9 protein-coding genes are annotated in these 12570 nt (G+C 63.9%); 6 read left to right on the top strand and 3 right to left on the bottom strand.

The genetic code is table 11. The features are described from left to right. Positions 1 to 26 precede the first annotated feature (26 nt). The 6 genes from mobA to ACYQ2T_RS02275 all read left to right on the top strand — a co-directional run bounded on the left by mobA (position 27) and on the right by ACYQ2T_RS02275 (position 5810). Positions 27 to 674, top strand: a complete 648-nt coding sequence (gene mobA, locus ACYQ2T_RS02300; protein ID WP_459898110.1) for a molybdenum cofactor guanylyltransferase — start codon at positions 27 to 29, stop codon at positions 672 to 674. Between the two features lie 237 nt (positions 675 to 911). Further along, positions 912 to 1889 carry a tRNA glutamyl-Q(34) synthetase GluQRS gene (gene gluQRS / locus ACYQ2T_RS02295; protein ID WP_459898109.1) on the top strand — a complete coding sequence of 326 codons (978 nt, stop codon included), beginning with the start codon at positions 912 to 914 and terminating at the stop codon, positions 1887 to 1889. Positions 1890 to 2055: 166 nt separating this feature from the next. Beyond that, on the top strand, positions 2056 to 2562 hold the full coding sequence (locus ACYQ2T_RS02290; protein ID WP_459898107.1) for an ATP-dependent zinc protease family protein: 507 nt from the start codon (positions 2056 to 2058) through the stop codon (positions 2560 to 2562). Positions 2563 to 2574: 12 nt separating this feature from the next. Next, a complete protein-coding gene (locus ACYQ2T_RS02285) occupies positions 2575 to 4095 on the top strand; it encodes an inactive transglutaminase family protein (RefSeq protein WP_459898105.1) in 1521 nt (506 codons plus the stop codon). A 4-nt stretch (positions 4096 to 4099) separates the two neighbouring features. Continuing rightward, a complete protein-coding gene (locus tag ACYQ2T_RS02280; RefSeq protein ID WP_459898103.1) occupies positions 4100 to 5041 on the top strand; it encodes an alpha-L-glutamate ligase-like protein in 942 nt (313 codons plus the stop codon). After that, positions 5019 to 5810: a hypothetical protein gene (locus ACYQ2T_RS02275; protein ID WP_459898101.1), complete on the top strand. Its 792-nt coding sequence runs from the start codon at positions 5019 to 5021 to the stop codon at positions 5808 to 5810. The genes ACYQ2T_RS02280 and ACYQ2T_RS02275 overlap by 23 nt, the downstream gene beginning before the upstream one ends. Positions 5811 to 5892: 82 nt before the next feature. Here ACYQ2T_RS02275 and ACYQ2T_RS02270 read toward each other — a convergent pair whose 3' ends face one another. From ACYQ2T_RS02270 to ACYQ2T_RS02260, 3 genes are all read right to left on the bottom strand, one after another. After that, on the bottom strand, positions 5893 to 8004 hold the full coding sequence (locus ACYQ2T_RS02270; protein ID WP_459898099.1) for a polysaccharide deacetylase family protein: 2112 nt from the start codon (positions 8002 to 8004) through the stop codon (positions 5893 to 5895). A gap of 9 nt (positions 8005 to 8013) precedes the next feature. After that, positions 8014 to 10053, bottom strand: a complete 2040-nt coding sequence (locus ACYQ2T_RS02265) for an adenylate/guanylate cyclase domain-containing protein (RefSeq protein ID WP_459898097.1) — start codon at positions 10051 to 10053, stop codon at positions 8014 to 8016. Between the two features lie 298 nt (positions 10054 to 10351). Further along, the gene (locus tag ACYQ2T_RS02260) at positions 10352 to 12496 is read right to left on the bottom strand and encodes an ATP-dependent helicase (protein WP_459898095.1); all 2145 of its coding nucleotides are present in this window, start codon (positions 12494 to 12496) and stop codon (positions 10352 to 10354) included. Positions 12497 to 12570: the final 74 nt, after the last annotated feature.

Genomic DNA, 12570 nt, shown 5'->3' with positions numbered 1-12570 from the left:
ATTTTTTCTGCGCGCTACCATACGTCATGCCAACCACACACCACATATCCATCGCCATCCTCGCCGGAGGCCGCGGAGAGCGCCTCGGCGGCGTGGACAAGGCCAGCCTGCGCCTTGGCGGCCGCACCCTGCTGGAACACCAGCTTGCCGTGCTGACCCCGCTGTCCACAGACATCTTACTCGTTGGCGCGGCGGATGCGGATACGGGCGCGGCGCCCATCCGCGCCGTCCCGGACCTGTTGCCTGCCTCGGGACCACTCACCGGCCTGCACGCCGCCCTCAGCCATGCCCGTTTTGAGCGGATTTTGGTCGTCCCTTGCGACGCGCCCTTTCTGCACCCGGCCTTGCTGAAGCTACTCCTGAACGCCGCGCCGCACGCGCCCGCCGTCGTCCCCCGTGGCGAGGACGGATTCTGGCATCCGCTCCTTGCAGTATACGCCCGCGCCATCCTGCCGGATATTGAAGCCCTTGCGGCCACGGGTGTGCGGCAGGTGGTACGCCTGTTTGACGCAGTTCCGGCGCATCCCGTCTCCTTTGACGACCTGCGGCGCGTGGATCCGCAGCTCAGCAGTTTCTTTAACATCAACACCCCCGGCGACCTGCGCGACGCGGAAAATGGCATCCGCCACAGCGATGGTCCCTCCCTTGCGGCCAAGCCCCGCCGCTGGAGCTAACCATGCCCGCATCCAGCGCCGCTGCGCTTTTGCGCCATGCCGCTGCCGTCTTCCCTGACCGCCGGGGCGCCCCCACGGCCCCGGCCCACTCCGGCTACGCGGCTCCCGCGCCCCCCATGTGCCACGCCGCAATCCGGCGCAAACGCCCCTACGTCCCCGCGTGGCGCGATGTGCTACAGCTTGACAATTCACCCGCACCGTGCTTCCACACCCGCCATGGAGAATGAAACGGAACACATGCTCCGCCCGGTGCGCGGCCGTCTGGCACCAAGCCCGACGGGGCACCTGCATCTGGGCAATATTTGGGCGTTCCTCCTTTGCTGGCTGGGCGTTCGCTCACAGGGCGGCCGTCTTGTCCTGCGCATGGAGGACATCGACCCGGAGCGCTCCCGGCAGGCCTACGCCGACGACATCATGCGCGACCTTGAATGGCTGGGCATCGACTGGGATGAAGGCCCGGACTGCGGCGGACCCTATGCGCCCTACACTCAAAGCGAGCGCCTTGACCGCTACGCCGAGGTTATCGAGCGTTTGACCGCCGAGGGGCTGACCTTTCCCTGCTTCTGCACCCGCAAGGAACTGCGCTCGCTGGCATCCGCCCCGCATGTGGGCGAAGCCGGACCAGCCTACCCCGGCACCTGCCTGCACCTGACGCAGGACCAGCGCGAGGCGCGCCGCGCCGCTGGCCGCGCCCCTGCCCTGCGCCTGCACGGCACATGTGAAACCATCGCCTTCACGGACCGCATACGCGGCCCCATCTCCACCTGCTGGCAGGAGTGCGGCGGCGACTTTCCTATCCGCCGCTCCGACGGCGTTATTGCCTATCAGCTTGCCGTGGCTGTGGACGACGTGGACCAGCGCATCACACAGGTGGTGCGCGGCGACGACATCCTGCACTGCACGCCCCGGCAGCTCTACATCCATCAGCTTCTTGACGCGCCAGCGCCGGAGTACGCCCACGTCCCCCTCGTTCTCGACGCCGGGGGAGAGCGCCTTGCCAAGCGCCACAAACATTTCGAAATCCGCGCCCTGCGCCAGGGCGGCGCCCGCGCGCAGGCCATCATCGGCGACCTTGCCCACAGGGCTGGTCTGGCTCCGGCCGGGACCACCTGCACCCCGCAGGACCTTGTGCAGGGCTTCACCTTTGACGCCATCCCCAAGGCCCCCATCGTCCTAGAACACGACATCGAGGAGAGGCTGACCCGCAAGGTGTAATGCGGCGCTGCGCGCCAGACACGCCGTCCGGACGCACCGGGCGGATGCACTGCGCCCTACGCCACACACCAGCACCATCCACAACGCGCCAGCCCCGCCCAAACAGTTGCCGACGCAACAAGCGGGCCGCCGCGTACGGGTCAGGCCACTGCCTACCGGAGGACCAATGCGACATCTCCGAACGACTCTTCTGCTCATAACCCTCATCCTGCTGCCCTGCATCGCCTCGGCAGCAGACACCGATCCCATCGTCGCGGGCTGGACGGAATACGTCCTCATCATGCCCCCGGACGACTCCGCAGAGCTTCTTATCCACGCCAAGCTGGATACGGGAGCCAAAACCTCATCCCTGCACGCGGAGGACATCCGTGTGGACGAGGAGGAAGGGCGCGTCCATTTCACTTACGTTGACAAAGACGGCACGCGCACGCCCATGACCTGCCCGCTCATCGACTTTGTCCGCATCAAGCGCCGTCCGGAAGGCTATCACCGCCGCCCGGTGGTACGGATGCTGATGCGCTTTGGCGACAGGACCATTGAAACGCCCGTCAACCTTGCGGACCGCTCCCACTTTACCTACCGCCTGCTTGTGGGGCGGCGGGTACTCAGCAAGGGCATCCTTGTGGATTCCTCCAAAACCAACATTCTGCCCAGGCCCAAGGCCGGACTGTAAGGACACCATACCGTGAATACGTTTCAGCACAGGTTCCTCGTGCTGCTGCTGGCATGCACCGGACTCGCCGTTTTTGCCTACAAGGTCCACGTGCTGGGCTTTCCCCTGTCTCCGGATGAAACCTCCCCGCTGTGGAAGGTTGAAGCCCACGTGGCTTTTGAGGGCACGGGGCAACCCGTCAAAGTGCGCCTGCAGACGCTGGACCGCGTCCCCGGCTTTGTCGTCACGGACGAGCACTACATCGGCGGCAACTTTGGCCTGCACACCACCGAGGAAAGCGGCAACGCCGCCGCCATTTGGAGCCGCCGCCGCGCCGCGGGAAAGCAGGATATTTTCTACTACGCCACCCTGCGCCCGGACCCCAACTGGACGTGGCAACCCTCCACGGAGTCCCCAACCCTGACGGACCCCGGCTTTACGGAGTCCGAGCTCAAGGCTGCGGATACACTACTCAGCGAAGCGGGCATGCAGTCCGCCGACCTTGAAACCTTTGTCCCCCTGCTGATGAAGGCGCTGCTGCACCCCGGCAGCGACCCCAACGCCGCCTACCTCCTGCGCGAGACGGACAGCCGCCTCGACGCCGTGAACATGGCCGTGCGCGTCTTGCACCTTGCGGGCATTCCCGCGCAGGCGGTGCACGGCATTGATCTGGAAACCATCAGCGGCGCATCCATCCGCCACTGGCTGGAAATTCACGACGGCAGTACATGGCGCATGTTCGACGTCGCCAACGACCGCTTCTCCACCCCCAAGCACTTTGTGCCGTGGTGGCGCGGCGACGCCTCGCTGTTGTCCACCATGGGCGCGCGCAAGGCCACGGTGCGCCTGTCCGTGGTCAAGGACAGCATGAGCAGCCTTGGCGACGTCCGCAACCGCCTGTCCGCCACAGGCAACGCCCTGCTGGAATACTCCCTGCTCGGCCTGCCCGTACAGGCGCAGGCCATGTACCACATGCTGCTGCTCATCCCCGTGGGCGCGCTGCTGCTGGTGTTCCTGCGCAATGTCATCGGCTTCAGCACCTTTGGCACGTTCATGCCGGTGCTTATCGCCCTCTCCTTCCGCGAAACGGAACTGGTGTGGGGGCTGTCGCTCTTTTCGCTGGTCATTGTGCTGGGGCTGGCGGTGCGGCTGTATCTGGAGCACCTGAAACTGCTGCTTGTGCCGCGCCTTGCCAGCGTGCTTATTGTGGTGGTTCTGCTCATGGCGGGCATCAGCATCATCACCTACAAGCTGGGCATGCCGCGCGGCGTTTCAGTGTCGCTATTCCCCATGGTCATCCTCAGCATGACCATTGAGCGCATCTCCGTGATGTGGGACGAGCTTGGGGCGCTGGCCGCCATCAAGCAGGCGCTGGGGTCCCTTGGCGTGGCCGTGCTGGCCTATCTGGTCATGGTCAACGACCTTGTGGGGCACCTTGTGTTTGTGTTCCCGGAACTGTTCCTCGTCCTGCTGGCGCTGACGTTGCTGCTGGGACGCTACACCGGTTACCGCCTGATGGACCTTGTCCGCTTTCGGGCGTTTTTGACGAGGTAGGCGCATGTTCTGCAATCCCTTCAGCCGCCTGAAGCGTGCTGGCGTGGTGGGCATGAACCGCCGCAATGCGGACTACGTGCTGCCCAACAACCCGCGCAAGCTCTACCCGCTGGTGGACGACAAGGTCATCACCAAGCACCTTGCCCAAAAGGCGGGGCTCAAAGTGCCTGAACTCTACGGCGTCATTGAGGCGCCGCATCAGGTCCACAAACTGGGCGACATGCTCGCGGGCCGCGACGCCTTTGTAGCCAAGCCCGCGCGCGGGTCCGGCGGCAACGGCATTCTTGTCATCACCGGACGCGTGGGCCAGCGCTTCCAAAAGCCGGACGACTCCCTTGTGGGGCTGGACCATGTGTCCTTTCACGTCTCCAATATCCTTTCGGGCATGCACAGCCTTGGCGGCATGCCGGACAAGGCCATCATCGAATACTGCGTCCGCTTCGACCCCGTGTTTAACGACATCGCCTACCAAGGGGTGCCGGACATCCGCATCATCGTGTACAAGGGCGTGCCCGTGCTGGCCATGCTGCGCCTGCCCACCCGTGAATCCGACGGCAAGGCCAACCTGCATCAAGGCGCCATGGGCTGCGGGGTGGACATTGCCACCGGCGTCACCACCACCGCCGTGTGGAAAAACGCCACGGTGGAAACCCACCCGGACACCCTGCGCCCCATCTCGGGCGTCACGATACCCGGCTGGCGGGAGCTTCTCCTTCATTCGGCTTTGGGGTACACCGTGACGGGGCTTGGGTATCTGGGCGTGGACTTTGTGCTCGACCGGGACTGCGGCCCCCTGATGCTGGAACTCAACGCCCGCCCCGGTCTGGCCATCCAAATCGCCAACCTAACGGGGCTGCAACCGCGTCTGGACAAGGTGGACGCCGTCGCCGACCGCCTGACCACCGAAGAGGAACGAGTGGACTATGCCATGCAAACCTTTGTGTAGACTCACCCTTGCGCTGGCCCTGTGCCTGCTGTGCGGTTGCCTGCGCCTGTCGCCGCAGCCCGCGCCTACGCCAGCGCCGCCGCCCATAGACGTGCCGCCCATCCCGCGCGACAACGAAGTACGCTTCAACGTCGACATCATCGGCATGAACAGCGAAACCACCCTGCGCAAGGTCCGCTTTGCCACCATGCACAAGGGCGAGCGCCGCTCCGTGCAAAACGGCGAGGACCTCCTGCGCGTCGGGCGCTACGACGAGGAAGTGCTTACCCTGCCCAAGGTCCGTGCCTCGCGCGATTTTCACATCGTGCTGGACGACGGCAAGGGGACCACCTTTGACGGCTACTCCAACGTCACCTACGAGTGCCTGCGCGTGGACGGCACCTTTACCACCATGCTGCTGGGCGGCGTGCTGGGCATGGTCGCCACAGACGGCCGCCTGAGCTCCACCTTTTACATTCCGCTGGATTCCCATGGGCGCTACCGCGCCGTTACCGGACGGGTGGAACCTGCCGGCGTGCACTTTGACCCCATCCAGCGCACGCGCGTTGTTGCCGAGTCCGAACGGCAATACGCCCTGCGTTACCTGGGCAAAAAGGGCATGCAGCTGGAATTTCAAATGCGCGAAATCTGCGGCGGCAGCCGCCCCCGCGTGGTCAGCCGCCAGCATATCTTTGTCCCCCTCGGCACCACGCAGACCGAGGTCGCCGGGCACCTGTTCCGCATCCACACGGCCACGCCGGACTTTCTGGACGTGACCCTCCTACGCTAACCCCGCCACCACAAAACGACAAACGGGGCCGCCATCACACTGATGGCGGCCCCGTCTTTTTTGTATTCACACGCCCCGTAGCCTACAGCCCGCGCACAGCCTCCAGCAGCTTGCGCGCTTTTTCAAGGTCACTGCGGGCCTTCTTGTGCCATGGGTTGGCCTGCAGGGTCAGCTCCCACGAATCCACAGCCCGCTCAAGCTCCTCGTTGATGTAGTAGTTGACGCCCTGCAGGTAGAGCGGCTCGGACGTGGTATCAAGGGCCTGCTGCACCTTGCCGGTCAACTCCTTGGTTGCGCGGTAGTCGCGCGGCAGGTTGCGCAGCATGCGCATGGCGCGCACGTTGCTGCCATCGCTGATAAAGCCCTCCGCCAAGCTGTAATAGGACTCGCGCTGAATCTCCAGAGCCTGCTCGTTGCCCGGGTCTAGCTGCAGAATTTCATTGGTGATGGAGACCACGGTCTCATAGAGTCCGTTGCCAAACTGCAAACGCGCCATGGACAAAAGCGGCGTAATGCGGTCCGCCGGGGTTTCCTGAATGACCACCTCCACCGCTTCCGCCTCCGGTTCGGTCATCATTTCCTCCTGCGCGGGCTCAGCCGGGGCAACAGGCGCCACCTGCTCCACAGGCGCAAGGGAAATCTCAATGCGCTGGGCCAAGGCTTCGGACAGGATGGGCAGCTTCACCATCTCGCCGGGGTCCAGAATATCCACCACGGACTTGTTGTTCACCTTGGCAAGCAGAATCTCTCCGCCGGGGTTGCCGTATTCACGCTCCGCAATGCGGCGCAGGGTATCGCTCTGCGTCAGGGCCAATTCGCGGTGCGTTGGCGGCGACAGCATCGCCTTCAGCTCCGCGGCCACCTCGGGAGACGGATCGTACCTGAGGGCCTCCACGTACGCATCACGGGCCGCTGCGCGGTCGCCTCCGTCACGGGCCGTGCGCGCCGCCGCCAGCAACTCCGCCGCCCGTGCGTCCATGTTCTTCTTGGCCTCCTGCGCCTTGCGGCGCACGCCGGGGGCGCGGCGATTCAGCGTTCCGGCAATGCGGTACAGCTCCAGGGCGCGTATCCACTGCCCATCCGCTGACGCGGCGTCCGCGCGGGCCATGACCTCCGTCACCACGGCGGCATACGGCTCATCATCGCCAGCGGCAAAGGCGGCCTGCAAGCCATCCACCATGGTGCCGCGCTCCGCCGCATCCACGCCAAAGCGCATCACCTCGGCGTAGGCGTCCATGGAGATGTCACCCGGCATCCTGATGCGCGGGATGGCATAGTTGTCCACAAAAAACGGCGACACCCGCTCCTCCATGGTAAACGCGCCGCGGAAGCCATTCTTGCGCAGCAGTTCCACCACCGCCTCGTTGAGGGTGCCAAAGGGATAGGCCAGCCACGAGGGGCGCTGCCCCAGCTCGGACTGGAAGGTCAGAGACGCCACGGTGAGCTCGCGGTCCACGTTGATGATGTAGTCCTCAAGGGTTTCACCGCCCATTCGCCGCGCAAGGTTGCGCAGGGTCTTGGTGCGGTGCTCAATCGCCATCCCCGCATCGCGCATGGTGCGGATGCGGTCCCACGACAACGCCCCGGTGCGGTCCGCAACAAGGTCCGTACAGACAAAAACCGTAGCCGGAAAGCCAAAGCGCTGGAGCTCATCAAAAGCAATCTCATAAGTATTCTGCCCCACGTCGTCGATGGTAATGAGCACCGACCGCTCGGGGATATGGTCGCCAAATTCGATAAAGCGCACGAACTCCTCAAGGGTTAACGGCGTGATGCCGTTGTCCTTGAGGTATTGCAACTGGGCGCGGAAGCGGTCGCGCTTCATGGAGAACACATCGCTGGTCTGCTCGGAAAACGCGCTGTAGACCAGCACCGGAACCGTCTGGAATCCGCCCCCCTCGCCCAAGCCGCCACGGTACAGCGGCATCAGCGGAATGGTGACAAAGCTGTCCGGCGACAACGTCTCCACCCCGTTGAATTCCTCAATAATCCAGCCCTTGCGCGCATCGTCCAGATACCGCAAGGCCAGCGCCTGCGGCGTATCACCCGCGCGCGGCGTCACCACGGCGTAGGAGCGCGACGAACGGGTGGTGGACACCACGCGGTTTCCGCCCACGGCGCACGCCCCCAACAGCCCTGCAAGCACACAGACCACCAGTACCCGACTCCATACGAGACCCCACCTACGACTCATGGCTCCCCCTCACTTCTTGGTCGGTCCGGGCTTGCCCGCCGGACGCGGTTTGGCTGGTTCCTGCCCCTTGCCCGCTTCGGGCTTTGGCTGCTGCGGCGACGCGGGCTTCTTGGGCGCGGGGTGCGCCGTGCCCGCAGGCTTTTGCGCAGGGGCCGCACCGGGCTTCCCCCCAGGCTTGGGTGCGGGCTTGGCGGCAGGCTTTCCTGCGGGTTTGGCCGCTCCCTTCCCCGCCGGCTTTGCGGCGGGCTTCGGCGCGGGCTTTTGCCCCGCCCCGCCAGAGGTCACCACAGGCCGCGCCTTTTCGGGCGGCGGTCCGGCCACGCCATCGCCGGTAAACATCTTGGGCGGGCGCGCGGGGCCATCATCAGGCCCCAGCACACGGTCCACACCGTAGGGCTGCAGGGGCTTGGCCTTGCCCTTCACCATCTGCGGCTGCAGCTGCGTCACTTCCACAAAGTCCTTCACCACCTCAAAGGTGGTTTCGCTGACAACAATACTGCCCGGACCGGCAAGGGAATTCAGCCGCGAGGCCACATTCACGGAGTCGCCGATAACGGTGTACTCCATGCGCACCTCAGAGCCGATATTGCCCGACACCACGGTGCCCGTATTAATGGACGCGCCCACGCGGTTGAGGATGGGGTTTGCCTCGGACGCGCGTTTGGCCAGCTCCTGCTGCATAGCCCACGCCGCGCGCACGGCGTCCTGCGCGTGGTTGCCTGTGGAGTCCGGCAACCCGCCAAACACGGCCAGCACCTCGTCGCCGATGAATTTATCTATGTACCCGTCGTGCTGGCTGATGTTCTTCGCCGCTATGTCAAAGAACTCGTTGAGCTGTTCAACCACCACTTCCGGGTCGTGGGATTCCGAATATTTGGTGAAGCCGCGCACATCCGCAAACATGATGGTTGCCTCGTTACGTACGCCCTTCAGCCACATGCTTTCCGGGTCCGCAAGGATAAGGTCGCGGATGGTGGTGGACACATAGCGCCCAAAACTCTCCCGCATGATGGACTTGAGCCACAGCTCGTGGCTCATGAAATTAAACGCCTGCGCCAGGTCGCCAAACTCGTCCTTGCGCTTAAAGTCCACCTTGTGATGGTAGTTGCCGCTCGAAATCTCACGCGTCGCCACCACAAGGCGGGAAATGGGACGGGAGAAGTTGGTCCCCAGCAGCCCGGCCACGGCCATGCCTGCAAGAAAGAACACCACCGTCACCACGTAGATGAACAGCTTTTCGCGCTCGATGCGGTCTTCAATGAAATCCAAGGACAGGCCCACATGCACCTTGCCCAGTACCTTGCCCTGAAAGGTCACCGCCCGGGTCAGATTCAGAATCTGCCGCCCGTCCAGTGTGGACCGGCGGAAATACGAAATATCGCCTTCCTTCGTCTCCGGCCCCACCCGGCCGGGCAGGGCCAAGGCCTTGCCCACGCGGGAGAGGTCGTTGTGCGCCATGGTCACGTTCTCGCGGTCCACAATGGCGGCGTAGAGCAGGCCCTCCACCTCCGTCACCTTGCGCACCAGCGCGTTCAGGCGCAGGGTATCGCCATTGAGGATGGGCACCTTGGCCTCGTCCACAAAGTACGTCAGGCTGATTTTTCCCGACTTGATGCTTTCCTCATAGAGGTTGTTCTCCTGCCGCTGCAGCAGGAAATAGCTCAGGACGAACATGGAGAGGAGAAGGAAAAAGGCAAGAGTGACGGAGAGCTTAAACCGGATGGGGATGCGCAGGCGGCCAAGGAAAGTCTGCTGGACCTGCTCTTCAATAAGGGCGTCGATGTCATCGCGTACCGACTCGGCTTTGATGCCGTAGGCCGCGTTGACGACCTCCAGCACGCGGGGCTCCTTTTCAAAGCCGAGGTCCACCACCAACTGCGCCAGATTGGGCACATCCGCGCCCGCCATCTGCGCGGCCTGCTGGCGCTCCACGGCCTTGGCAAGCTGCGCCTCGGTGATGACGCCCTCACGCGTGAGCACCTCCCCAAGCAACACGCCCGGGTCGGTCATGGACCGCATTCTCTGCGAAAGACCACTCCAAAAGGACATAAGGCTCTCCTTAACCAGCCGCGACAGATTCGGCGGTGTCCGGGCACCCCGCGCACAACGGAAAGGTTCATCCACTATCCAATAGAAACAAATTTCGCCTATAACGCAAGAAATCATCCCCGTCGCGCGGGAGTGCGCGCGGCGGCAAAAGGCGGGCACAGGCGACGTTTCACGGGCACTCCCCCACGGCCCATGGGCGTAGCCTGCCGAATTTATGGCGCAAAAAAGCGCCCCGCGCAGATGGCGCGGGGCGCTGAATCAGTCTCAAACGGTCCTGCCGACAACGCGGCAGCAGCACTTATTCAAAGGTCAAAAAGTTCGCCATGATGACCTTGAGGCCAAAGCCCGGGAAATTCACCCGGTATTTGTCGTCGGATACGGCGGCCACAATCTTGCCGCGGCCAAAGATCTTATGGCGGCAGTAGCCCAGCTTCTTGGGCGACACCGGGCGCGTTTCGCCTCCGCCGTCCGCCGCGGCAGGCTCGGATTCGACACCGGGAGCGGCGGCCATGGCGGGCTGCGGCGTCTTCATCTGGCTGATGCTGCCGGAGAAGTTCTCGCGCCACGCCTCAAAGGTCCGCTCGGGAAGCTCCGTCAGGAACGGACTCTCCAGCGCGGGCTCGCTGGTGTGGTTGTACTGGTTGTAGATGGTGGCGGGCACAAACAGGCCAAGGTACTTCTTGGCGCGGGTGCAGGCCACGTACATCAGGCGGCGCTCCTCCTCAAGCTCATCGGAGCTATTGAGCGCATGGCGGGACGGGAACCGGTCCTGCACAAGGTCGATAACCAGCACAGCCGACCACTCCAGCCCCTTGGCCGAATGCACCGTGGACAGGACAAGGGTATCCTCCTTGCCGCGCTCGTCGTCATCCTGCGGATTCTCAAGGCTGATGTCGCCGAGGAAGGCCTCCATGTCCTTGTACTGGGTCGCGATGCGCTCCAGTTCCTCAAGGCCCGACTTGCGGCGGGGGTAGTCGTCCGGGTAGCGGCGCTCCAGAATCGGCTCATAGAACTCCAGCGCGCGGGCCAGCATGGCCGACGGCGTACCGCCAAGGGCGCGCTGCGTGTCGAGGAATTCCAGCGTTTCGCCGACCTCGGTCCACCGCTTGCGGACCGTGGCAAGGTAGCCGTCGTTCCCGGTCATGACGGCGGTATAAATCTTGGTGACGGTCTTTGGCCCCACGCCCTTGATGTGCGACAGCACGCGCTGCCACGAGGGGATATCCGTCGCATTCTGGGCAAGGCGCAAATAGGCCAACACGTCCTTAATATGCGCGGCTTCGGAGAACTTCAGCCCGCCAAATTTCTGGAACTTCACGCCCACCTTGTTCAGCGCCACTTCCACGGGGTAGGAGTGGTAGCCCGCGCGGAACAGCACCGCAATCTCGTGCAGGGGGTACTTTTTGGAGAGTTCCAGCACCTTGTTGAGCACGGTATTGGCCTGCGACTTATCCGACAGCGTACGGATAATCTGCGGCTTCGGGCCATCCGGAATATCCGAGAACAGATTCTTGCGGAACTTCACCTCCGCCTGTTCCAAGATGGCGTTGGTCAGGTCCAGCACCGGCTGGGCCGAGCGGTAGTTCTGTTCCAACCGGACGACCTTGGTCCCCGGAAACTGATTCGGAAAGTCCAAAATATTGCGCACGTTCGCGCCGCGGAAGGCATAGATGGACTGCGCATCGTCGCCAACGGCCATAACGTTGCCGCCCTCCCCGGCAAGCAGCTTCACAATGCGCGCCTGCACGAGGTTGGTGTCCTGAAACTCGTCCACCATGATGAACTTGTAGCGGGAGCGGAGCATGTCCCGCGCGGGTTCGTGCTCGCGCAGCAGGCGCTCCAGCCCAAAGAGCAGGTCGTCGTAGTCCAACAGGCCGTGCTTTTGCTTGAAGTGGGAGTAGCCCTTGGCGAGGCGGTCAAACTCCTCCTCGTACTTGGCGAGGTGGAAGGCCTCGTTGCGCAGGATGTCCGAGAGGGGCTGTTCCTTGTTGCGGCTTTTGCTGATAAGGCCAAGAAGCGTGCTGCGTTTGGGGAAGGAGCGGTCGCCCTTGCCAAGGCGCATGTCGTTCTTGAGGTCGCGCACGATGCCTTCGGCGTCGGACTGGTCCATGACCGTCAGGCCGTTGGCCGCGCCCAGCGCCTCGGCGTAGCGGCGCAGCCAGCCGTAGGCAAAGGAATGGAAGGTTCCACCCGTCACGCCCCACAGGCCCTGCTCACCCAGCAGGGTCCCTGCGCGGCTGAGCATCTCCTGGGCGGCCTTGCGGGTGAAGGTGAGCAGCAGAATGCTTTCCGGCGCGTAGCCACTCTGCACGATGTTGGCCATGCGGTAGACGATGGTGCGCGTCTTGCCGGAGCCTGCGCCGGCGATGACCAGCACCGGACCCGTCAGCGTCTCCACGGCCTCAAGCTGGGCCGGATTCAATTCGTTCTTGAAATCTATCATAGTATCCAAATGCGGTGGTGTCGTTGTTGCGGCGGTGTGGCCGTGCCTGTGTGGACGGCGCGCGCAGCGCCGGG

The sequence above is a fragment of the Desulfobaculum senezii genome, assembly GCF_054657395.1.
This window is presented reverse-complemented; position numbering and strand designations above follow the sequence as displayed.

Coding starts and splice junctions, on each gene's coding strand:
- mobA (WP_459898110.1), top strand. CDS start 27: ATGCCAACCACACACCACATATCCATCGCCATCCTCGCCGGAGGCCGC.
- gluQRS (WP_459898109.1), top strand. CDS start 912: ATGCTCCGCCCGGTGCGCGGCCGTCTGGCACCAAGCCCGACGGGGCAC.
- ACYQ2T_RS02290 (WP_459898107.1), top strand. CDS start 2,056: ATGCGACATCTCCGAACGACTCTTCTGCTCATAACCCTCATCCTGCTG.
- ACYQ2T_RS02280 (WP_459898103.1), top strand. CDS start 4,100: ATGTTCTGCAATCCCTTCAGCCGCCTGAAGCGTGCTGGCGTGGTGGGC.
- ACYQ2T_RS02275 (WP_459898101.1), top strand. CDS start 5,019: ATGCCATGCAAACCTTTGTGTAGACTCACCCTTGCGCTGGCCCTGTGC.
- ACYQ2T_RS02270 (WP_459898099.1), bottom strand. CDS start 8,004: ATGAGTCGTAGGTGGGGTCTCGTATGGAGTCGGGTACTGGTGGTCTGT.
- ACYQ2T_RS02265 (WP_459898097.1), bottom strand. CDS start 10,053: ATGTCCTTTTGGAGTGGTCTTTCGCAGAGAATGCGGTCCATGACCGAC.
- ACYQ2T_RS02260 (WP_459898095.1), bottom strand. CDS start 12,496: ATGATAGATTTCAAGAACGAATTGAATCCGGCCCAGCTTGAGGCCGTG.